At 74.3% G+C, this 22,187-nt stretch carries 16 protein-coding genes; all 16 read left to right on the forward strand.

The annotated features are described in order from the left end of the window. Positions 1–130: 130 nt before the first annotated feature. The 16 genes from AB0M95_RS09245 to AB0M95_RS09320 all read left to right on the forward strand — a co-directional run bounded on the left by AB0M95_RS09245 (position 131) and on the right by AB0M95_RS09320 (position 22,109). Positions 131–1,489, forward strand: a complete 1,359-nt coding sequence (locus AB0M95_RS09245; RefSeq protein WP_363761459.1) for a hypothetical protein — start codon at positions 131–133, stop codon at positions 1,487–1,489. A 117-nt stretch (positions 1,490–1,606) separates the two neighbouring features. Next, complete coding sequence (gene def / locus AB0M95_RS09250; protein WP_358513570.1) at positions 1,607–2,155, forward strand: peptide deformylase; 549 nt, start codon at positions 1,607–1,609, stop codon at positions 2,153–2,155. A gap of 4 nt (positions 2,156–2,159) precedes the next feature. Then, the gene (gene fmt / locus AB0M95_RS09255) at positions 2,160–3,110 is read left to right on the forward strand and encodes a methionyl-tRNA formyltransferase (protein ID WP_363761461.1); all 951 of its coding nucleotides are present in this window, start codon (positions 2,160–2,162) and stop codon (positions 3,108–3,110) included. A gap of 199 nt (positions 3,111–3,309) precedes the next feature. Then, a complete protein-coding gene (locus AB0M95_RS09260) occupies positions 3,310–4,731 on the forward strand; it encodes a transcription antitermination factor NusB (RefSeq protein WP_363761463.1) in 1,422 nt (473 codons plus the stop codon). Between the two features lie 74 nt (positions 4,732–4,805). Then, positions 4,806–5,300 (forward strand): cupin domain-containing protein, encoded by a 495-nt coding sequence (locus tag AB0M95_RS09265; protein ID WP_363761465.1) that lies wholly within the window; start codon positions 4,806–4,808, stop codon positions 5,298–5,300. 312 nt (positions 5,301–5,612) lie between these two features. Next, positions 5,613–6,536, forward strand: a complete 924-nt coding sequence (locus AB0M95_RS09270) for a hypothetical protein (protein ID WP_363761467.1) — start codon at positions 5,613–5,615, stop codon at positions 6,534–6,536. A gap of 599 nt (positions 6,537–7,135) precedes the next feature. Further along, positions 7,136–7,477, forward strand: coding sequence for a thiocillin family RiPP (locus tag AB0M95_RS09275; RefSeq protein WP_363761469.1), 342 nt, complete (start codon positions 7,136–7,138; stop codon positions 7,475–7,477). A gap of 348 nt (positions 7,478–7,825) precedes the next feature. Beyond that, on the forward strand, positions 7,826–8,590 hold the full coding sequence (locus AB0M95_RS09280; protein ID WP_363761471.1) for a hypothetical protein: 765 nt from the start codon (positions 7,826–7,828) through the stop codon (positions 8,588–8,590). Between the two features lie 366 nt (positions 8,591–8,956). After that, positions 8,957–9,247 carry a hypothetical protein gene (locus AB0M95_RS09285; protein WP_363761473.1) on the forward strand — a complete coding sequence of 97 codons (291 nt, stop codon included), beginning with the start codon at positions 8,957–8,959 and terminating at the stop codon, positions 9,245–9,247. Positions 9,248–9,341: 94 nt separating this feature from the next. Then, on the forward strand, positions 9,342–9,635 hold the full coding sequence (locus AB0M95_RS09290; protein WP_363761475.1) for a hypothetical protein: 294 nt from the start codon (positions 9,342–9,344) through the stop codon (positions 9,633–9,635). Further along, positions 9,632–10,345, forward strand: coding sequence for a hypothetical protein (locus AB0M95_RS09295; RefSeq protein WP_363761477.1), 714 nt, complete (start codon positions 9,632–9,634; stop codon positions 10,343–10,345). The genes AB0M95_RS09290 and AB0M95_RS09295 overlap by 4 nt, the downstream gene beginning before the upstream one ends. Next, a complete protein-coding gene (locus AB0M95_RS09300; protein ID WP_363761479.1) occupies positions 10,338–12,518 on the forward strand; it encodes a cysteine peptidase family C39 domain-containing protein in 2,181 nt (726 codons plus the stop codon). Before AB0M95_RS09295 ends, AB0M95_RS09300 begins: the two co-directional genes overlap by 8 nt. After that, positions 12,515–15,196, forward strand: coding sequence for an ATP-binding cassette domain-containing protein (locus AB0M95_RS09305; protein WP_363761481.1), 2,682 nt, complete (start codon positions 12,515–12,517; stop codon positions 15,194–15,196). The genes AB0M95_RS09300 and AB0M95_RS09305 overlap by 4 nt, the downstream gene beginning before the upstream one ends. 1 nt (position 15,197) lies before the next feature. Beyond that, positions 15,198–18,380, forward strand: coding sequence for a DUF4135 domain-containing protein (locus tag AB0M95_RS09310; RefSeq protein ID WP_363761483.1), 3,183 nt, complete (start codon positions 15,198–15,200; stop codon positions 18,378–18,380). Between the two features lie 64 nt (positions 18,381–18,444). After that, a complete protein-coding gene (locus AB0M95_RS09315; RefSeq protein WP_363761485.1) occupies positions 18,445–20,700 on the forward strand; it encodes a TOMM precursor leader peptide-binding protein in 2,256 nt (751 codons plus the stop codon). Continuing rightward, positions 20,697–22,109 carry a SagB family peptide dehydrogenase gene (locus AB0M95_RS09320; protein ID WP_363761487.1) on the forward strand — a complete coding sequence of 471 codons (1,413 nt, stop codon included), beginning with the start codon at positions 20,697–20,699 and terminating at the stop codon, positions 22,107–22,109. The genes AB0M95_RS09315 and AB0M95_RS09320 overlap by 4 nt, the downstream gene beginning before the upstream one ends. Positions 22,110–22,187: the final 78 nt, after the last annotated feature.

A 22,187-nucleotide genomic window follows, 5' to 3' on the forward strand; every position in this document is an offset into this window, starting at 1 on the left:
GGGCCCGGGATCGGCCGGCGCGGGGGACGGGACGGTGGTCGCACGGTGATCTCACGGTCATCTCACGGTGATCAAGGCGAACGTCCGTAGTCCGTCATCGGCTGTGGCTGCTGTGGAGTAAGTTGCCTGAATGGCCAACAGCGGGAACGGCGGCGTCTTCGATCTCGGAGAGCTGCGCAACCTCATCGACGAGCTGGGAAGCGTGTCCGGCGAGGAGCGCGAGGCGCTGCTCGCCGAGATGGCGGGCGAGAACGACGAGTGCGACTGCGACGACTGCGAGAGCGAGGTGCTGAGCTTCCCTCCGGTCGAGCTCGCGCCGCCGGCCGAGCTCGCGGGCGCGGTCCGTTCCGTGCCCCTGGTACGCGACGCGCGGCGGCTGGCCGCGTGGACGGGCGCCCGCGAGGTGACCGCCGAGGGGTTCCTGCCGCCGGGCGAGGCCCGCGAGGTGTCCGGGGAGCTCGGCCTGACGCTCGACCGGCTGCGCCTGGTGTGGATCGTCGCCGTCAACGGCGGCCTGCTGCGCATCACCCGCGCCGGCGTGTCCCGGGGCGAGGAGCCGTCCGACCTGATGAGGTTCTGGGACGGCGTGGTCATGGACGTCCTGGACCGCACGGAGGAAGGCCTGACGGGATCGGCGGTGGCCGACGAGCACCTCACCGAGATGCTCGCCACGATCTACGCCACCACCGACGGCATCACCTACGCCGCGCTGATCGAGGGCATGCTCCAGGCCCACGAGATCGGCTGCGAGGCCCGCGCGCACGAGATGCGGCGGCTGCGCGAGACGCTCCCCGGCGAGCTGGACGTCGCCCTCGACCTGCTGCAGTACTGCGGGCTGTTCGAGCGCGGCGCCGAGAGCGTCCGGCTCACCCCGCTCGGCGTCTGGGCCGTCCGGCAGGATCTGCTGCGCGAGGGCCACGACGCGCCGCTGCTGTCGGAGATCGCCGGGTTCGCCGAGCTGAGCGCCTGCGAGCTGGTCGACGCCATGCTGACCGGCGAGGCCCCCTCCAGCGCCCCGGCGCTGTGGGCCGAGCGCCGCGTCCCCGAGGACGCCGCCCGCGAGCTGATCAAGGTCGCGGCCTCGGGCACGGCCGGGCAGCGCGGCGTGATCGGCACCGTCCTAGCCGAGATGGGCCCCGAGGCCGAGCCCGCGATGCGCGAGGCCCTCGCCGAGCCCGCGATGTGGCGGCACGCGGCGGTCTGGCTGGCCGTCCGCGACCTGGAGGCGCCGGTGCTGACCGAGGAGGACGGCACCTGGCTCGCCGTGGACACCCTGGCCACGCTGCTGCACATCGCCGACGTCCCGGAGGCGATGGAGGAGTTCGAGGAGCTGGAGGCCGGTGACGAGCTGCTGCGCCTGGTGGAGGACATCAGCCGCAGCAGCCACCCCGACGCCATCGCCGTCCTGGAACTGCTCGGCGCCAACCACCCGGACGCGACGGTCGCCAAGGCGGCGCGCAAGGCCGCCATGAAGGCCCGCTCCCGCTGAGCTCCCCGTCGTCGGACCCCGCTGATCGCCGCCCAGCCCCGCGACGCGCAGACCGGCGGTCCGCGGCGACCCATAAACTAGGGTGACCTCTCAATCGTGACGTGAACGGAGTCGTCCGTGGCAATTCAGTCGATCCGCCTGTTCGGCGATCCGGTGCTGCGCACCCCCGCGGAGCCGGTCGTGGACTTCGACAAGGAGCTGCGCAAACTCGTCAAGGACCTCACCGACACGATGATGGACGCTCCGGGAGCCGGGCTCGCCGCGCCGCAGATCGGCGTCGGCCTGCGCGTGTTCACGTACTACGTCGACGAGCAGCTCGGCCACCTGATCAATCCCAGCCTGGATCTCTCCGACGAGAAGGACGAGGAAGGCGAGGAAGGGTGCCTGTCGTTCCCCGGCCTGGCGTTCCCGACGCCGCGCGCGATCCGGGCCGTGGCCAAGGGGTTCGACATGCACGGTGAGCCGATCACCATCGAGGGCACCGACCTGATGGCCCGGTGCGTGCAGCACGAGACCGACCACCTCGACGGCGTGCTGTTCATCGACCGCATGGACCCCAAGCAGCGCAAGCTGGCGATGAAGGCGATCCGCGAGGCGGAGTGGAGCGGCCTCGCCGCGCCGGCCGTGAAGTTCTCGCCGCACGCCACTCAAGGGAAGGCCCTCTAGCACCGTGCGCCTCGTCTTCGCCGGAACCCCGGAAACCGCGCTGCCGTCGCTGCGGGCGCTGCTCGACTCGCCCCGGCATGAGGTGGTCGCCGTGGTGACCCGCCCGGACGCCCACTCCGGGCGGGGCCGCAAGGTCCACGCGAGCCCGGTGGCCGAGCTCGCGGCCTCCGCCGGCATCGAGGTGCTGCGGCCGGCCAAGGCGGGCGACCCGGAGTTCCTGGCCCGGCTGAAGGCCATCGCGCCCGACTGCTGCCCGGTCGTGGCGTACGGCGCGCTGCTGCCGCAGGCGGCGCTGGACATCCCCAAGCACGGGTGGATCAACCTGCACTTCTCGCTGCTGCCCGCGTGGCGCGGCGCGGCCCCCGTGCAGCACGCCGTGCTGCACGGTGACGAGATCACCGGCGCGGCGACGTTCCAGATCGTCAAGGAGCTCGACGCGGGCCCGGTGTACGGCGTCGTGACGGAGCGGATCCTGCCGGCGGACACCTCCGGTGAGCTGCTGGCCCGCCTCGCCGAGTCGGGGGCCGGGCTGCTCGCGGCCACGCTCGACGGCGTGGAGGACGGCGAGCTGGAGGCCCGCCCGCAGCCCGCCGACGGCGTGAGCTACGCGCCCAAGATCGAGGTGGCGGACGCGCGGGTGGAGTGGACGGCTCCGGCGATGCGCGTCGACCGGCTGGTCCGCGCCTGCAGCCCTGCCCCGGGGGCGTGGGCGGAGTTCCGCGGCGAGCGCCTCAAGATCGGCCCGGTGGCCCCCGTGCCCGAGGGCGAGGAGCCGGTCCCGGGCGCCGGCGCCCTGGCCCCGGGTGAGATCGCCGCCGCCAAGAACACCGTGCTGGTGGGCACCGCCACGCGCCCGGTGCGGCTGGGCGACGTCCAGCCCGAGGGCAAGCGGCGCATGACCGCGGGGGAGTGGGCGCGCGGCGTGCGCCTGACTCCGGACGACCGGCTCGGCTGATCGCCGATGGGAGGCCGCGGCGCGGGCGACCGCCGGGCGGACCAGGCGGACACGACGGGCGAACCCGGGCGAGCCGGGTGGATACGACGCGACCCCGGGCGAGCCGGGCGGACACGACGGGCGACCCCCGGGCGAATCAGGCGGATATCACGGAAATGTGCGACATGATCGAGGCGATGAGCCTGACGGCGGGGGACGCGTGACACGCGAGGACGGCGGCTCGGGCCGCGCGGACAGGCGGGGTAGGCCGGGCAGGCAGGGACGGCCCGCGGGCAGGTCCAAGCCGGTCCGAGACGAGCCGCGCAACACCGCCTACGACCTGCTGCGCGCCGTCGACGAGCGCGACGCGTACGCCAACCTGCTCATGCCCACCCTGCTGCGCGAGCGCGGGCTGACCGGCCGCGACGCCGCGCTGGCGACCGAGCTGGCCTACGGCACCCTGCGCGGTCTCGGCACCTACGACGAGATCATCGCCGTGTGCAGCGACCGCCCGCCCGAGGACATCGACCCGCCGCTGCTCGACGCCATCCGCCTCGGCGTCCACCAGCTGCTCAAGACCCGCGTCCCCCCGCACGCCGCAGTCAGCGCCACCGTCGACCTCGTACGGCTGCGCGTCGGCGCCGGCGCGTCCAAGTTCGCCAACGCGATCCTGCGCAAGGTCGCCACGCGCGACTACGAGCGGTGGCTGCCCATCGTCGCCCCCGATCCGGAGGAGGACCTCGTCGGCCACCTCTCCGTCGCCCACAGCCACCCGCGGTGGATCACCTCGGCGCTGCGCGACGCCGTCGGCGGCGACCCGGAGGAGACCGCCGCGCTGCTCGCCGCCGACAACGAGCGCCCCGGCGTCACGCTGATCGCCTTGCCGGGCCGCAGCACGGTCGGCGAGCTGGTCGACGCCGGGGCCGTCCCCGCCCGCTACTCGCCGTACGCCGCCTACCTGCCCGAGGGCGACCCCGCGTCCGTCCCGGCCGTGGCCGAGGGCCGCGCGGCCGTCCAGGACGAGGCGAGCCAGCTCGTGGCCCTCGCGCTCACGCGGGTGCCCCTGGACGGCGACGACCGGCTGTGGCTGGACATGTGCGCGGGCCCCGGAGGCAAGGCGGGCCTGCTGGACGCGCTCGCGCTGCAGGAGGACCGCCATCTGCTGGCCTCCGACCAGCGCTTCCACCGCGCCCGCCTGGTCTGGCGGGCGACGCGCAAGGCCGGGGTCATCGCGGCGGACGGCACCGCGCCCGCCTGGCGCGAGGGCGTGTTCGACCGCGTGCTGGTCGACGCGCCGTGCACGGGCCTCGGCGCGCTGCGCCGCCGTCCCGAGGCGCGCTGGCGGCGGGATCCGGACAGCGTGCCCGAGCTCGGCGCCCTCCAGCGCCGCCTGCTCGGCTCGGCGCTGACGTCCGCGCGCCCGGGCGGGGTGGTGGCGTACGTGACGTGCTCGCCGCACCTGGCCGAGACCCGCGCGGTGGTCGACGACGTCGTGAGGCGGCGCGGCGACGCCGAGGTGCTCGACGCGCGCGCCTACCTCGACGAGGTCGACTCCCTCGGCGCGGGCCCGTACGCCCAGTTCTGGCCGCACCGGCACGGCACTGACGCGATGTTCCTCGCCCTGCTGCGCAAGGCGTCCTGAGGGGCGGCCCAGTAGGGCCGGGTGATCTCGTCGCCGGGGCTCGAGGCCTCAGCCGAGAAGGAAAGAGGAGGGGCATGTCGTATCCGCAGGCGCTGTACGTCGCTGAGAAGGGCGAGGCCAGTGGGACGTTCCGGCCGAAGGGGCACGAACCCGAGCTGAGAATCGGCGAGGGCGGCACCGAGGTGAGCTACCTCGCCACGGGGGCGACCACGGGCGGTCTGTTCGGGCTCTACCGCTGGGACATGGGCGCGCGGCCGAGCGGGCCGAGCGCCCACTACCACCGCACGATGGCCGAGTCGTTCTTCGTCCTGTCCGGCACCGTCCGTCTGTACGACGGGGCCCGGTGGGTCGAGGCCGCGCCGGGCGACTTCCTGCACGTGCCGCCGGGCGGCGTCCACGCGTTCCGCAACGAGTCGGGCGAGCCGGCCTCGTTGCTGCTGCACTTCGCCCCGGGCGCGCCGCGTGAGTCGTACTTCGAGGAGCTGGCCGAGATCGCGGCGACCGGCCGCACGCTCACCGAAGAGGAGTGGACGGAGCTGTACCTGCGCCACGACCAGTACATGGTCTGAGCCGGGGGAGCCCGGCTTGCGAACCTCCCGCGCATCCAACCGTCGACGCCACCGTACGACTTCGACCACGCCGGCCTCGACTAGGTCCGCTACATGGACGAGGTCGTGCTGGGCGGCCAGGACCCCGGGAACGGCCGCCGCTGACCTCGGGGCCGCCGACAGCCGGGTGTTAGAGAACGACGTCAGGGGCGCATGTTCCTCGCACCCGCCGCGCCCGCGGGAATCTGCGTTCCGTCGGTAGCGACACATACACTCTCCGTTACATTCCGAGGCGGGCACCCGAGCCCCGCCTGGTGTGATTCGGAGGTCGTCATGACGATCGGAACAGCGGTCCGGCGCGGGCGCGTCCTCGCCCGCGCGGCCGCGGGCAGGTGCACTCTCGTGATCGCGGGCGGGCTCGTCGCCGTCCTGGGCACGGCGACGGCAGCCCCTGCCGCCGCGGCCCCGCCCCGCATCGGCGTACTGAAGAGCGACGGCACGGCGCTCGTCAAGGAAGGTGGCCTGTCCACCAACTGGGTCCTCGAGAACGACAACATCAAGCAGGTCGTCCTCGCCGGCGACCGCATCGGCGTCCTCAAGGCCGACGGCACGGCCCTGGTGAAAGAGGGCGGCCTGTCCGCCAGCTGGGTCAACGAGTACGCCGGGGTCAAGCAGATCGCGCTGTCCGGCGACCGCATCGGCGTCCTCACGGGCGACGGCAGGGCGCTGGTGAAGGAGGGCGGCCTGTCGGCGTCCTGGGTCCTCGAGAACACCGGGGTCAAGCAGCTCGTGCTCTCGGGCAAGCGCATCGGCGTCCTGAAGAGTGACGGCACCGCCCTGGTCAAGGAAGGCGGTCTGTCGGCGAGCTGGGTCACCGAGAACACCCGCGTGCGGCAGATCGCCCTGTCCGGCAACCGCATCGGTGTCCTCAAGGGCAACGGCACGGCGCTGGTCAAGCAGGGCGGCCTGTCGGCCGTCTGGGTCACCCAGAACATCGACGTCCTGGAGCTGGCCCTGTCCGGCAACCGCATCGGCGTCCTGAAGGGCGACGGCACGGCGCTGGTGAAGGAAGGCGGCCTGTCGGCCAACTGGGTCACCGAGAACGACAACGTCATCCAGATCGCCCTCGCCGGCAACAGGATCGGCGTTCTCAAGGGCGACGGCAAGGCGCTGGTCAAGGAGGGCGGCCTCTCGGCGTCCTGGGTCCTGGAGAACGAGAACGTCATCCAGCTCGCCCTGTCCACCGGCACCGACTGACACGTCCCGCGATCCGGCACCGGGCAGCCCCGTGCCGGGCCTCGGGCGCGCTCCCATCCCCGGAGCGCGCCCGGGGCGCTGGGGTGACCGGCGGATCGCATACTTCGCGTCATCGGCGGAACCGGCGGGAGTAACCGGTACGTCATCCCCGAGTGCCCACATGGCCGCGCGACGTGGCGGTGAGTGGGTGGAACCCGAGGTTCCGGCCATTTGCGGGGTTTCGGTCGGCTTCCCCTTAGGGCGCTATAGAGGTGACCCCTGCACCGATCGCAGTCGCCGGGGTGTGCCCTCCTGCCGATCGGGTTCGCCAGGGCGCGCCCTTCACGCGCCCGCCGTCGTCTCGGCGTGGCCCCCGTCGGGCCGCGGGCGGTCCGTCTATGCCGGTCCAACCGGCCGTCCATGCCGGTCCCGACAGGGTCTAAGCCGGTTCCGTCGGCTGTCGTGATAGTTGTCACGGGCGGTTCGTGTTAGTTGTTTCTACCGGCGAAGGGCGTCCCAGGCGAGTCTGGACCTGCACAAAGGGGCAGCGAGCAGTCCAGATGCCCGCTGCCACTCCCGTCGGATCCCGGCCGCGAGCCGGGGACAAGGAGAGTGGCCCGATGGCCGAAAGCCTCTACATTCTCGGTGACGAGGACCGCAAGAAGTTCGCCAGGCTCGTCGCCTCGGCGTGGACCGAGGGTGAGGTCAAGACCCGCTACGGACGCGAGCCGCGGGCGTTGCTCGCCGAGTACGGCATCGCCTACCCGGAGGGCGTGCCCACGCCGCCGCTGCCCGAGAAGCCCACCGGCGAGTTCAGCCTGGAGGAGCTGGAGGTCGCGGCCGGCGCGGCCAACGGCTGCCTCGGCTCCGCGAGCACGATCAGCACCATCGGCGGCTGCCTGGGCACCGCCTCCACCTATGGCTGTGGCGCCGACTCGCCCCAGCTCCCCGTCGAGCCGTGATCGCAGCCGCGACACGGACGCGCTAGCACGCGCGGGGAGCGCGCGCCGTGGCGCCCGGCGGCCCGCCGCCGGGTGTCCGGCGCGTCCCGCCGTGCCGTGAGCATTTCGCGGCCTGGACGGTGACGCGGCCCGGACGGTAGGACGGCCCGGACGGTGACGCGCCCGGACGGTAAGACGGCCGGACGGTAAGACGGCCGGACGGTGACACGACCCGAACGATGTCACGCGGCCGGCAAGGAAGGCGCGGCCGGCGAGGGAAGCGCGGCCGGGAGGGATGACGTGCGGCCGGACGGGAAAAGCGACCGCTGATGCGTTGCCTTCGCTGGTTCGGGTTGTCATGATCCGTTTGTGACCCAGAGCGGGGTTTCCGGATCAAGGACGGCCACACGCGCGCCGCTGGAGGTGCGGATCGGCCGCGCGGCGATCGTCGCGTTCGCCGTCTACCTCATGATTCCCACGTTCGCGCACTACATCGATGACACCGGCGCTTCGCGGGCCGCCGGTGTCGTTCTGGCGACGGCGGTCGTCGCCCTGTACATCGCGACCGGCTGCACCGGTCCGCGCGGGTCCTGGCACCGGTGGGCGGTGGCGGCGATGGCGCTGCTCGTCTACCTCCCCCTGCCGTATCTGGGTGACTGGTGGGCCGCGTCTGGGGTCTTCCTCGCCGCGCTGGCGCTGGGGGTCCTGCCCCGACCGTACTCCCCGGCGGTGTTCGCGCTGGTGACCGTCGCCGAGACGCTCAAGTCGATGGCCTTCGGGGACGTCCTCACCGAGAGCCTGTCCTGGACACTGTCCGTCGCGGTGGCGGCGATCCCGCTGGCCGGTCTCACGCACTTCGCGGAGACGGCGCGGCTCGCCTACGCGACCAGGGCCGAGCTCGCCACGGCGGAGGTCGCGGCGCAGCGCGCCCGCGCCATGCTGGAACTGGAAGCCGTCCTCGGCAGCCGTCTCGACGCGATCGCCCGGCAGGGCCGCAGGGTCCTGGCCGGTACGGACGGCATGGACGGAGACGCCGAGATCGTCAAGAAGGAACTCGGGCTGATGCTCGCCATGGCCCGCGAGGCCCAGCGCGAGATGCGCGACTTCGCGCACCGCGAGCAGCGGCTTCCCTAAAAGACGTACCGCAAGAAGGCTCACCTGCAGGAAGGCGTGCCCGGAAGAAGGCGCACGGCAGGAAGGCTCACCTGCAAGAAAGGCGCGCCCGGAAGAAGGCGCACCCTGATCGGGGGCCGCTCCGGGGACGAGGTGGCCGCCCCCCAAAGAACGCATCCCGGCGTCCCGCCACGTCCCCGCGCCTCCGGCCGGCGATTACGGACCACATCAAATGATGAACATCACGAAATGTCGGTGTTAGTTGTTTCTGGCGTGCTTTGTCGCCACTGACGACTCTGGACCTCGTAGCCGGCCACCCCCTGACCCACCCGGAACCACGGACGATCGCCGTCCATGACCCCGGGGCCTCACCAACGAGGTGACCTCATGCCGCAAGACCCCGTCCTGTCCCCCGAGCTGCGCGCGCAGCTCGCCCGGTTCGTCGCCCGCGCGTGGTCCGACGAGGCGATCCGGCAGGAGTTCGAACGAGACCCGCGCGCCGCGCTCGCGGACGCCGGCGTCGAGTGGCCGGGCGAGCTGCCCACCCCCGACCTGCCCGCCCGGCCCGGCCAGAGCATCGACCTGGAGAGCCTGGAATCGTCCGCGGGCGGCGCCCTCGGCACGATCGGCACCGTGAGCTGCCCGACCGGATGCTTCTCCGGCGGGCAGACCGCCTGACCGTCTCGCACTTCCCGGGCGGGATGGTGGGCAGTCCAGATGCCCACCACCCCGCCAGCCAGAGCATCTCACACACCGCGGCGGGAGACCCGTGATGACTGTGGACACGATCGGCTGGGACACCGCCCAGCGCAGGGCGTTCGGCGAGCTGACCGCGAGGTCCTGGCTCGACGCCGATCTCCGACTCCGTTACGAGCGCGACCCCCTCCCGGTCCTGGCCGAGTTCGACATCCGGCTGGCCGAGGGGGCGGGGGCGCCGGTGCTGCCCCCTGAGCCCGGCGCCGAGCTGGTCATCGAGATCCTCGACGGGGTCGCGGCCACGCCGCCGCCTCCCTGCCTGCTCAGCCTCTGCTTCTGCCTGCAGTACCCGGAGGGAATCTCCCGATGACCATGACCGCGGTGGAGGCGCCGGGCGGCGAGCGGATCGACGAGCTCGTCTTCACGGTCCGGACCAAGGCGTGGCTCGCCGCGGTCGCGCTCGTCGTGGTGGCGGGCTGCGGGATGGGCTGGGCGTGGTTCGGTCAGGTCCGAGACGTGGTCCCCGGCACGGGCGTCCTGGTGGCGGGGGGAGGGCCCGTGCCGGTGGCCGCCCCCGTGTCCGGCAGCGTGGCGGAGGTCCTCGTGCGCGCGGGCCAGGAGGTGACCGCGGCGACGCCGCTCGCCGTGGTCGCCGACGCGCGCGGAGGCCGGCACGTCGTGGCGGCGACGGCGAGCGGCCGGGTGCTTCGTACGGCCGCCCCCGGCGCCGTCCTGGCCGCGGGCGGCGCCGTCGCGGCCGTCGACCCGGCGGCCGGGCCCCTGCGGGCGTGGCTGCTGGTCGGCAGGGACGGGCTGGGGGCGCTCGTCCCGGGCCTGCCCGTGACCGTGGGCGCCCTGCGAGGCCGGGTGAGCGCCGTCGAGCCGTACCCGGCGTCCGCGGAGGAGCTGCGCCCGCGGTTCGGCGACGCGCTCCGGGCGGACGGGCGGCACCTGGTGACCGTGGACCTGGACCGGCCGGCCTGGCCCGGCGCCACGCTCACCCCCGTGTCCGGGCAGATCACCGTCGCCGTCGTCCGGCCCGTGGACGCCCTGTTCGGCGCCGGAGCGCGCCGTGGCTGAGCGCGCGGCCGAGCCGCCACGCACGAGGCCGCGGCCGGTCCGCACCGAGCGCCGTCCGCAGATGGAGGACGCCGACTGCGGGCCCGCCTGCCTGAGCACGATCTTCGCCTACCACGGCCTGCGCGTCCCCTTGCGCAACATCAGGGAACGGTGCGGCGTGGGGAGGGACGGGCTCACCGGGGCCGGGCTCAAGGCCGCGGGCGACGCGTACGGCTTCACGATCAGCGGCTGGCGGGTGGAGGCCGACGAGCTGGAGACCTTCCCCGTCCCATCGATGATCTTCGTCGACCACCGCCACTACGTCGTGCTGGAGGGCATGCGCAAGCGGTGGGCGTACATCAACGACCCCGCCGTGGGCCGGATCCGGCTGAGCAGGGAGGAGTTCCGGCGGCGGTTCAGCGGGATCGCGGTGGTGCCGCGCCCGGGCGAGGGCTTCGTCCCCGGCGGGCCGCGCTTCCTGATGGCCCGCTCGGCGCTGGCGAAGGTGCGGCCGTACCTGTCCACGCTGCTCGCCGTCGCCGTCATCGCCTTCACGCTGGCCCTGCCCGCGGCGGTCACCTCGCTGCTGACCAGGCTCTTCCTGGGCAAGGTGCCGGCCCCCGGCGGCGCCGCGTGGTCGGCGCCGGTGCTCCTCGGGCTGCTCGGCTGCGTCGCCTTCACCCTGGCCGGCACGTGGGCGCAGCAGCGGCTGCTCAGCGGGGTGCAGATGGCGATGGCCGCCGACCTGTCGGGCCGCTACGTGTGGCGGCTGCTGCGGCTGCCGGGCGACCACTTCCACCGGCGGGCGACCGGCGGCATGGTGACCAGGACGTCCTTCGGCGCGGGGCTCGCCCTGCTGCTGTCGGACCGGGTCGCCGCCGCCATCGCGGCCCTGCTCGCCATGGTGGTGCACTCCTCGATCCTCTTCGCCTTCCACCCGGCCTTCGCCGCGGTCGCCGCGCTGCTCGCGGCGGTCAACGTCGTGGCGATGCGCGAGGTGAGCCGCCGCGCGGCCCCGCACCAGCAGCGGCTGCTGTTCGACGAGCACCGCCGGGACAGCATGGCCTTCAACGGCGTCTCGATGGCGGAGTCGCTGAAGGCCGACGGCGCCGAGAACTGGTTCTTCGCCAAGTGGGCGGGACTGTCGGCGCGGGCCATGTCTGCGACGCAGGCGCTGATGCGCGTCACGCAGGCGCTGATGGTGGTGCCCGCCGCGCTCGGCTCGCTCGCCGGCGCCGCCATGGTGATCACCGGGGCGGTGCTGATGGCCCGCGGCGAGGTCACCATGGAGACCGTCATCGCGGCCCAGCTCCTGGTCGGCGCCTTCCTCGTGCCGGTGTCCTCCCTGGTGGGGCTCGGCGCCGAGGCGCAGATCGCGGTCGCGCAGACCAGCATGCTCGACGACACGCTCGGCGCCGAGCCCGACCCCCGGCACGCCGAGCCGCCCGGCGCCCCGGAAGCACCCGGCGGCCTGGCCGGCGCCGTGGAGTTCCACGAGGTCACCTTCGGGTACGACCGCCAGCACGGGCCGGTGATCGAGGGGCTGTCCTGGCGCGCCGAGCCTGGCCGGCGGATCGCCATCGTCGGCCGCACGGGCAGTGGCAAGTCCACCGTCGCCCGCCTGCTCACCGGCGCGGTCACGCCGTGGTCGGGGCAGATCCGGTTCGACGGCGTGCCGAGGGACCGGCTGCCCCGGGAGACGCTCACCACCTCCATCGGCTACGTCGAGCAGAGCCTCCAGGTGTTCGAGGGCACGGTCGCCGACAACCTCACGCTCTGGGACCCGACGGTCCCGGCCTACCGGCTGCACCGGGCCCTCGGCGACGCCCGCCTGGCCGAGGTGGTCCACCACAGGGGAGGGCTGGCGGGCGGCCTGGTCGAGGAACGGGGCCGCAACCTCTCGGGAGGCGAGCGGCAGCGCCTGGAGATCGCCCGGGCGCTCGCGCTGTCCCCCTCGGTGCTGGTCCTGGACGAGGCGACCAGCGCCCTGGACGCCGAGACCGAGGCGCTGGTGGACGCCAACCTCAAGGCCAGGGGCTGCACGTGCGTGGTGATCGCCCACCGGCTCAGCACCGTGCGCGACAGCGATCTGATCCTCGTACTCGACCGCGGGAAGGTCGTCCAGCGCGGCACGCACGCCGAGCTGATCGCCGAGCCCGGTCCTTACCGCACGCTCGTCGAGGAAGCGGCATGAACGGACGACACCCCGGTGAGAACGGCGCGAACGGGCGCCGCACGACGCAGGGCGGCGCGGCCGGGCGCCTGGCGGAGAAGGACGCCGGTGAGGACCGCGCGGACGGTTACCCCGTCAGCGAGATCGACCTGATCGACCCCTACGCGTGCTGGCGCGTGGTGAGCGGCTTCGTCGACGTGCTGCTGGCGCCCGTGGACGGACGGGGCCCGCGCCGCCGCGTCGTGCGGGTGGGAACCGGGCAGCTCCTGCACGGGTTCGCCGCCACCGATCCGCCGCGCGGCTACACCGTCGTGGCGTCCCCGGCCGGCGGGACGTCGGTGCGCCGCGTGCGCCGGGACGCGGACGCGCTGGCGGCCTGGGCGCACCGCCTGCGCCACCCCGGCGCGCGGGACGACCGGCCGCCGGCGCCCGGCGCGTCGCCCCCCGGCCGTCACGAGCTGCGCGCGCTGCACCGCGCGGCGCTGGCCCAGGCGCTGCTGCTGGCCGAGGCCGAGGACGCCGACCGGGACAACTGGCGCGCCGCCCGGGTGGCCGCCACGAGCGAGACCGTGCGGCGGTCGTTCGCCGACGTCGCGGTCGCCGCCGGCGCGCCGCCAACCCCCGATCGGCCCCGCACCGGCGCCGAGCACGCCGTCAAGGTCGTCGAGGCGCTCGGCGGCCACTGCGGCTTCGCCGTGCCCGCCATCGGCCCGGCGCCCGGTACCGCGGCAGGGGAGACGTCCGCCGACCCGCTCGGCGCGGCGCTGGACGCCGCCAGGGTCCGGCACCGGCGGGTCCGCCTGGAGGGACGGTGGTGGCGCGGGGCGACCGTCCCCGTGATCGGCTTCACCCGGGAGGACGGGCGGCCCGTGGCGCTGCTGCCGCACCGGGGCGGCTACCGCGCCGAAGACCCGGCCGCGGGCACGAGCCGCGTCACCGAGGCCGTGGCCGCCACGCTCGAACCGGACGCCTGGCAGGTCTACCCGCCGCTGGACGAGGGCGTCACCTCGCCCGCCGCCCTGCTCCGGTTCGCCCTGCGCGGCGCGGGCAGGGACCTGGCCTGGCTCCTCGCGGCAGGTGGCGGCGGCGCGCTGCTCGCGCTCGGCGTCCCCCTGTTCACCTTCACCCTGCTGACCGCCGCGGCCGACCCCGCCGGACGGCCGGCGATGATCTGGACCATGGCGCTCCTCGCCGGGGTGGTGTGCGCGGGCGCCCTGCTGCTCGCCGTGCGCAACTCGGCGCTCGTCCGCGTGCACACCCGCCTGCAGGAACGGCTCGAACCCGCCGTCTGGGGCCACCTCGTCTCCCTCGACCTGCCGTTCTTCGCCCAGTACAGCACCGGCGAGCTGGTCCAGCGGGCCAACGCCGCCGCCGACATGCGCAAGTCGCTCGGCGAGGCCGCGGTCAACTCCCTGCTCGGCGGCATGTTCTCGCTGCTCGGGCTGTTGGTGCTGCTCGCCGTGGACTGGCGGCTCGCCCTGGCCGCGCTCGGCGGGGTGGGCGCGCTGCTCGCCGTGCTGGCCGGGCGCGCGGTCCGCCAGCAGCGGCACGAGCTGGTCGTGCACGAGCAGTACGGCAAGGTGTACTCCCTGCTGTACGCGTGCCTCGGCGCCATCGACAAGATCCACGTCGCGGGCCGGGAGGCCCAGGTGTTCGGCCTGTGGTCGCGGCTGTTCGCCACCCAGCAGCGCGCCGCCGCCGCGGCGCAGCGCGAGCGGGCGGTCTCGGCGGCCATCGGCGCCTCGGCGCAGCCGGCGCTGCTGCTCCTGCTCGCCTGCGCCGCCCTGTCCCTGGACGTGCCCGCCGCGTCCTTCGTGATCGCCGCCGTGGCGCTCGGCCAGTTCGTGCTGGCGCTCGGCCAGATGAACCGGGCGGTGGAGGCGGCCTTCGCCCTCCTGCCCCGCTTCGAGCGGCTGCGGCCGGTGCTGGAGCGGCCCGCCGAGACCCCGCCGGGCGCCAAGGACCCAGGCGAGCTGACCGGGCTGGTCCGGCTCGCCGGCGTGTCGTTCGCCTACCCCGGCACCGCGTCGCGGATCCTCGACGACGTCTCGATGGTGTTCAGGCCGGGCGAGTTCGTCGCGGTCGCGGGCCCGTCGGGCGCCGGCAAGTCCACGCTGGTGCGCCTGCTGCTCGGGTTCGAGCCGCCCCGCACCGGCCAGGTGCTCTACGACGGGCGCGACCTGCGCGACCTCGACCCCCGCCGGGTGCGTACCCAGGTGGGCGTGGTGATGCAGCAGGCCAGGGTGCTCCGCGGCTCGGTCCTGGAGAACATCGTCGGGGACGTGCCCGGGGCGGACGAGGAGGACGCCTGGCGGGCCGCGCGCCTGGCCGACCTGGACGGCGACATCGCCGCGATGCCCATGGGCATGCACACGGTCGTCGGCGAGGACAACGCCTCCTTCTCCGGCGGCCAGCTCCAGCGGCTGCTCATCGCCAGGGCGCTGGTGAAGCGCCCGCGGATCCTCATCCTCGACGAGGCGACCAGCGCCCTGGACAACCACACGCAGGCCCTGGTCAGCAGAAGGATCGCCGAGCTGGACATCACCCGGATCGTGATCGCGCACCGGCTGAGCACCATCAGGTCCGCGGATCGGATCTACGTACTCGACCAGGGCAGGGTCGTCGCCGACGGCCCCTTCGAGGAGCTGATGGACCACAGCCCGCTCTTCGCCCGCATGGTCCGCCGACAGGAGGTCTGAGATGACGGTCTCGGTTCACCCCGGGTACGCCGCGGCGCAGAACGAGGGCCTGCTCGCCGTCCCAGGCGGGGACGAGCGGCTGATCGCCGTGCTGGCCGCGGCCGCGCCCTTCCCCGAGCGGGTGTCGGGGGAGTTCTTCGTCCCCGTTGCGGGCCGCGGCCCCCGCCAGGCGTCGGAGCGCACCAGACGCTGGCTGAACGCCGCCGTCGGCGACGACGACGACGCCAAGCGGGCGCTGCTGCACCATCGCAGGCGCTCGGGCCGCGACCTCGGCGCCGGGCTCGTCGACGTCCGCCTGGCCGACCCGCGCAGGCTGCCCGACTGGGGGTACGCCCTGGTCGACTTCCTGCTCGCCCAGCCGCCCACGGCCGCCGCCGACCCCGCCTCCGGGCGCCCCGGCTCCCCGTTCGTGGCGTTCCGGCGCGCGGTCGACCGGCTGGTCGACATGAAGGACGGGACCGTGCGCGGCGTCCCCGTCACCCCCGAGGCGTGCGAGGACATCGCGGGACAGCTCGTCGAGCGGCTCACGCAGGTGTGCTTCTCCGGCTTCGCGTTCGAGGCGCAGCTCGCCGGCACCGCGAACGACGTGTCCGCCTGGCTGCAGAGCCCCGGCCTCGACGTCAGCCAGGCGGGCTGGCTCGACCGGCTGGAGACGCTGCCGGGCCTCGCCTACGTCATGGGCATGGCCTGCCTCCAGTGGCGGCGCGTCGTCCACGAGCTGTTCGACCGGCTGAGCGCCGACCTGCCGGAGCTGCGCAGGACCCTGTGGGGCTGGACCGCCCCCGGCCCGGTCACCGGGTACTCCGGCGACTCGGGCGACCCGCACGACCACGGCCGGGTGGTCACGCTGCTCACCTTCGCCTCCGGCGAGCGGGTGGTGTACAAGCCGAAGGACCTGAGCTCGGTGGCCGGGGTGATGGACGTGTGCACCCTGCTGAACAACCACGGGCTGCCGCTCGCCCTGCACACCCGCCGGGTCGTGCTGCGCGACGGCTACGGCTGGGAGGAGTACGTCACCGCCGAGCCCGGCGCCGACGAGGACAGCGTCCGGCGCTACTACACCCGCCTCGGCATGCTGGCCCGGCTCGCCCAGTTCCTGGAGTGCCGCGACCTGTGGGCCGACAACCTGGTCGCCAAGGGCGACACGCCGGTCTTCATCGACCTGGAGAACGTCCTGCAGGCCCGCATCAGCAAGCCCGCCCTCATCGGCGACCGCATCCGGTCCCTGTGGGGGAAGGTCGAGGAGACGGTGGCCAAGACCGCCGTCATCAGCTTCCCCCGCGTCATCGGCGGAGGCGTCCAGGCGCAGGACATCGGCTGCATGGCCGGGCTTCAGGAGCAGGTCGCGCGCAACCCCGCGGGCTACCCGCTCGGCTGGGAGGCGCCGCCGTACCGTCCCACCTGGGGGGCGGGCGAGCTGGCCGACCCCAGCCGCTACGCCGACGAGGTGGCCGAGGGCTACCGGCAGATGCAGGACTGCCTGGCGCGCAACCGGGACCTGCTGGCCGACCCGCGCGGCCCGCTGGCGCTGCTGCGGGACGCGCCGGTCCGCTACATCTGGCGCAGCACCTGGGACTGCGTCGAGCTGCTGACCACGAGCCTGGGCCCCGGGGCGCTGGTCGACGGGATGGCCAGGGAGGTCTGCCTGGCCCACCTGTTCCGCAGCGCCCGTGAGACGCTGCGGCGCGACCCCGGGCGCGAGGACATCCTGGAGATGGTCGAGCAGGAGATCGACGCGTTCCGCCGCATGGACGTCCCGCTGTTCCTCTCCAGGCCCGGGTCGGACTCGGTGTTCACCCCAGACGGCGTCGAGATCCCCGGGCACTTCTCCGGCACGGCCTGGCAGCGGCTCCAGGACCGCGTCGCCGACCTGGCCGGGTTCCCGCTGGAGGAGCACCTCGCCGTCCTGGAGACCTGCCTGGACTTCACCGGCGCGGGCGAGCTGCCCGCCTCCTTCCCCGGCGCCGGGCCCCGTCCCCGCACGGTGCGCGAGATCGGCCTGCACGGCTTCGACCTGTCCGGCCGGCGGGACGAGCCGCGGGCGGAGGTGCTGCTCGCCCGCGCGGGCGAGCTGGCCGACCAGGTGCTCGCCACCGCGGTCACCCTCGCCCCGTCCGGCGGCGGCCCCGCCGGCGAGCGGTCCGGCTGGATCGGCGTGGTCTCCTACCCCGCCCACGGGCTGGACCAGATCGAGCCCCTCCACGGCGACCTGCTCACCGGCACCGCCGGGCTGGCCGTCTTCCTCGCCGAGCTGTACGCCAACACCGGCGCGCCCGGCCACTGGACGGCCGCGCAGGACGCCCTGGACGCCTCGGCCGAGTTCGCGGCGCTGTCCACCGAATCGGCGCTCTACCGCAGGATGTGCGGGACGGCCGCGCCCGTCGGGGCCTTCGTGGGCATCGGCTCGGCCATCTACGCGCTCAGCCGCTGCGGCGCCACGCTGGCCGACACCCGGCTGGTGGAGCGGGCGGCCGGGCTGGTGCCGCTGGCCGAGGCCGAGCTGCTGCGTCCGACCTCGGCCGAGCCCGTGCTCGGCAGGGCGGGTCTGCTGCTCGCCCTGCTCAAGCTGCGCGAGGCCTCACCTGTGCCCGTCCCCGCCGCCGAGGCGCTCGCCGCGCGGCTGCGGGAGGAGCTGCTGGCCGAGCTGGCGTCCGGCGGGGCGGCGCCGTCCCCGTACCCGCCGGGGGTTCCCGTCCTGGACGGGTTGCCCACCGGGCGGGACGGGCTCGTGTGGGCGCTCGCCGCCGCCGCGCACGCCCTCGGTGACGCCGGCACGTCCGCCGCGCCGCTGCGGGAGCACCGGTTCGGCCTGGACACGCCCGGCTCGCTGCTGGCCGCCGTCGGCACGGCGCACCTGCTCACGGGCGAGGTTCCGGCCGGCCTGCGGGAGCGGGTGGTCCGGTACTGCGCGCCCGACCCGGGACGCTCCTGCGCGCGGCTCGTCGTCGACGCCGAGGTGGCGCTGCACACCGCCCGCCTGACCGGCGACGGCGCGCTGGAGCGCTCCGCGCGGGGGCTGGCCGCCGAGCTGCTGCGCCGCCGCGACCACACCGGCCGCTGGTTCGCCGACCGCCGGCGCGCCGACCGTCTCACCCTGTCCGCCGTCGACGGGCTCGCCGCCGCCGGGCTCACCCTGCTGCGGCTGGCCGACGACCAGGTCGCCTCCCTGCGCCTCGCGCACTGAACCGAATGCCGATCCGAACGCCGATCCGAACGCTGTTCCGAATGCCGGCCCGAAAGGTAACGCCATGGACGTCCGACCCGCATTCCGCCGCCACTACCGGGTGGAGGTCATCGAGGGCGAAGGGGTCTACCTGATCTCCGAACGCGACACGCACGTCCTGTCCGGCCGGTCGATCGAGGCGGTCGCGAGCCTGCTCGACGGCAAGCACACCGTCCAGGACATCCTGGTCGCGGTGGAGCCGGACATTCCGCCGGAGAACGTCTACTACGTGCTGCACACGCTCCGAGGGCGCGACCTGCTGGTCGACGTCACCGAGGACATCGACCGGGGGACCGCCGCCTACTGGGAGATGGCCGGGCGCTCCGCCCAGGAGGCCGTCGCGGCGGTGCGCGGCGGGCGGGCCGAGGTGCTGACCGCCGGCGACGTTCCGGACGAGGAACTGCGGCTGCTGCTGGCCGCGGAGGGGGTCGAGGTCGCCGGCCCGGGCGAGCGGGCGGCGCTGACCGTCGTGCTGACCGACGACTACCTGCGCCCAGAGCTGGCCGAGATCAACAGGCGGCACCTCGCCGCAGGCCGGCCGTGGCTGCTCGCCCGCACGACCGGCCCCGTCCTGTGGCTCGGCCCCGTCTTCCAGCCGGGGGAGGACGGCGGCTGCTGGCGGTGCCTGTCGCAGCGGCTGGAAGGGCACCGGCAGTCGCTGAAGTACCTGGAGGACAGGCTGCGCGGCAACGGGCCGCTCGCCCTGCCCGCCGCCGACCTGTCGCTGACCCGCGGCGCGGGCGTCCGCCTGGTCGCGGCCGAGGCGGTCAAGTGGCTGGCCGGCGTGCGCAACGCCGGGCAGTGCGACGTGATCACCCTCGACACCCTGCACCTCGGCGCCGCCCGCCACGAGTTGCGCCGCAGGCCGCAGTGCCCCGAGTGCGGCGACGCGAGCATGATGGCCGCCGCCGCCGGGACGCCGTTCGCGCTGAGCCCGCGGCCCAAGACCTTCACCGCCGACGGTGGCCACCGCTCGCGCCACCCCGAGGACACCGCCGAGCGGTACGCCCACCTCGTCAGCCCCGTCACCGGCGTCGTCCGCGAGCTCACCCGGGTGGAGACCCGGACGCCCTTCGTCAAGACCTACATGGCGGGCCACAACTTCGCCCGGCAGGTGCGCGACCTGGGCGCGCTGCGCCAGGGCCTGCGCAGCCAGAGCGCGGGCAAGGGCGTGACCGACCTGCAGGCCAAGGTCAGCGCCATGTGCGAGGCGATGGAACGCTACTCGGGCATCTTCCAGGGCGACGAGGCCCGGCGCACCGCGAGCTTCCGCGAGCTCCGCGCGGACGCCGTCCACCCGAACGTGTGCGCCCTGTACAGCGAGGCGCAGTACCGCACCAGGCGGGACCTCACCGGCGTCGCCAGCTACACGTTCGTCGGCGACCCCCTCGACGAGGACGCCGAGATCGAGTGGACGCCCGTGTGGTCGCTCACGGAGGGCCGGCACAAGTACGTGCCCACCGGCTACCTGTACTACTACTACAACGACTCGCGCCCCCGGGGCCCGCTCTACGCCTGGGCCGACTCCAACGGCAACGCCGCCGGGTCCTCGCCGGAGGACGCCGTGCTGCAGGGCTTCATGGAGCTGGTCGAGCGGGACGCGGTGGCCCTGTGGTGGTACAATCGCGTCCGGCGCCCTGCCTTCGACCTCGGCAGCTTCGCCGACCCGTGGATGGACGAGTTCCGCGAGGTGTACGCGGGGCTCGGCCGCGAGACGCACGTGCTCGACCTCACCACCGACCTCGGCATCCCGGTGGCCGCGGCCATCAGCCGCCGCCTCCACGGCCCCACCGAGGACATCCTCATGGCCTTCGGCGCCCACTTCGACGCGCGCATCGCCGTCCAGCGGGCCCTGGCCGAGATGAACCAGTTCATCCCTGCGGTCATCGACGCCGGGCCGGACGGCGCGACCCGCTACCGCTTTCCCGAGGGCGACCAGCTCGACTGGTGGACCAAGGCCCGCATGGAGGCGCACCCGTACCTGACGCCCGCCGGGCCGGCCGTGCCCGCCTCGGCGTACGACCGGCCGGCCACCACCGACCTGCTCGACGACATCGCCGCCGCCCGCGCCCTCGTCGAGGAGCGCGGGATGGAGATGCTCGTCCTCGACCAGACCAGGCCCGACATCGGCCTGCCGGTCGTCAAGGTCATCGTGCCCGGCCTGCGCCACTTCTGGCGGCGCCTGGCCCCCGGCCGCCTCTACGACGTGCCCGTCCAGCTCGGCTGGCTCGCCGAGCCGACCCCGGAGGAGCGGATGAACCCCGTCACGATGTTCCTGTGACCGCCGTCGAGACCGGCCCCCCGGCCGTCCCGGCGGACCACCCCATGCTCATGGTCGGCCTGCGCGCGGACGCCTCCGTCCACGAGGACGGCGGCGCGCTGACCACGCTGACCATCACCCAGCCGTTCGGCGCGGTCACCCTGCGCGGCCTGCCGCCCGCCGTCGCGTCCGTCCTGCGCGCGATGCCCGGCACGCTCGCCGGCGAGGACGAGCTGGCCGAGCGGCTCCTCGCCGCGGGCGGGACCAGCGAGGAGGCCGCCGTGCTGTACCTGGCGCTGTCGCGGCTGCGCCCGATCCTCGTCCACGCCGTCGAGCCGCTGCTGCGGGTCGTCCCCGTCGCCCGCGACGCCGCCTTCGATCCGCCCGTCCTCGACCCCGGCGACGTCGTGCGCCTGTCCAGGTTCGCGCTCGTCCGCGCGGCGGCAGGGGGGCTCGTCCTGGAGTCCCCGCTGTCCCGGCACCGCGTCACCCTCACCGAGGAGGCCATGCCGCTGCTGGCCGCGCTCGGCCGCGGGGTGACGGCGAAGGAGGCGCCCGAGGCGATCGGCCACCTGGTCGCCGCCGGCATGGCCCGCGCGGGCGACGAGGAGGACCGCGACCCGGCGCTGCGCGCCTGGGACTTCCACGACCTGCTGTTCCACGCCAGGAGCAGGATGGGCCGCCACGACCAGCCCTTCGGCGCGACCTTCCGCTTCCTCGGCGAGCTGCCGCCCGCGCCGGTCGTCAAGCCCGTCCCCGAGGGCCCCGTCGTGGAGCTGCACCGGCCCTCCCTGGAGGAGGCCGCCGCGGCCGACCCGCCGTTCACCACCGTCCTGGAGTCGCGCAGGTCGGTACGCCGGTACGCCGGGCCGCCCACGGCCGCGCGGCTCGGCGAGTTCCTCTACCGGGCGGTCCGGGTCCGGGGCCTCCTCGCGCCCGCGCCCGGCATGCCGTACGAGGCCAGCAGCAGGCCCTACCCGGGCGGCGGCGCGGTCTACGAGCTGGAGCTGTACCTCACCGTCGCCCGCTGTGAGGGCCTGGACGCCGGCGTCTACCACTACGACCCGCTCGGCCACCGGCTCGTCCTGCTGCCCGCGAAGCCCGAGGACGCGCGGGCGATGCTGGCGGCGGCGCGCCTCGCGACCGGCGGCGTGGCCGACCCCGACGTGCTCATCACCATCACCTCGCGCTTCCAGCGCGTGTCGTGGAAGTACTCCGGGCTCGCCTACGCCGCCACGCTGAAGAACGTCGGCGCGCTCTACCAGACCCTGTACCTGGTGGCCACCGCGATGGGAATGGCGCCGTGCGGCCTCGGCAGCGGCGACGCCGACCTGGCCGCCCGCACGTTCGGGCTCGACTGGGCCACCGAGTCGTCGGTCGGGGACTTCCTCATCGGCGGCGCGCCCGGCGACGCCGCGCCCGGTTCGTGATGTCCGTCACGGCCGGAAGATGTCGTCTGTATCTGCCCGTACCCGCCGCCGTTCGGGATCGTGGCAGGTGGGAGGCCC

It is taken from the genome of Sphaerisporangium sp. NPDC051017, assembly GCF_040683095.1.
In the GTDB taxonomy this organism is placed as follows: domain Bacteria; phylum Actinomycetota; class Actinomycetes; order Streptosporangiales; family Streptosporangiaceae; genus Sphaerisporangium.

What these genes read in the sequence shown, in the direction of transcription:
- AB0M95_RS09290 (WP_363761475.1), top strand. Translation starts at nt 9,342, where the DNA reads ATGACTGTGGACACGATCGGCTGGGACACCGCCCAGCGCAGGGCGTTC.
- AB0M95_RS09285 (WP_363761473.1), top strand. Translation starts at nt 8,957, where the DNA reads ATGCCGCAAGACCCCGTCCTGTCCCCCGAGCTGCGCGCGCAGCTCGCC.
- AB0M95_RS09270 (WP_363761467.1), top strand. Translation starts at nt 5,613, where the DNA reads ATGACGATCGGAACAGCGGTCCGGCGCGGGCGCGTCCTCGCCCGCGCG.
- AB0M95_RS09275 (WP_363761469.1), top strand. Translation starts at nt 7,136, where the DNA reads ATGGCCGAAAGCCTCTACATTCTCGGTGACGAGGACCGCAAGAAGTTC.
- AB0M95_RS09305 (WP_363761481.1), top strand. Translation starts at nt 12,515, where the DNA reads ATGAACGGACGACACCCCGGTGAGAACGGCGCGAACGGGCGCCGCACG.
- AB0M95_RS09315 (WP_363761485.1), top strand. Translation starts at nt 18,445, where the DNA reads ATGGACGTCCGACCCGCATTCCGCCGCCACTACCGGGTGGAGGTCATC.
- AB0M95_RS09245 (WP_363761459.1), top strand. Translation starts at nt 131, where the DNA reads ATGGCCAACAGCGGGAACGGCGGCGTCTTCGATCTCGGAGAGCTGCGC.
- AB0M95_RS09265 (WP_363761465.1), top strand. Translation starts at nt 4,806, where the DNA reads ATGTCGTATCCGCAGGCGCTGTACGTCGCTGAGAAGGGCGAGGCCAGT.
- AB0M95_RS09310 (WP_363761483.1), top strand. Translation starts at nt 15,198, where the DNA reads ATGACGGTCTCGGTTCACCCCGGGTACGCCGCGGCGCAGAACGAGGGC.
- AB0M95_RS09295 (WP_363761477.1), top strand. Translation starts at nt 9,632, where the DNA reads ATGACCATGACCGCGGTGGAGGCGCCGGGCGGCGAGCGGATCGACGAG.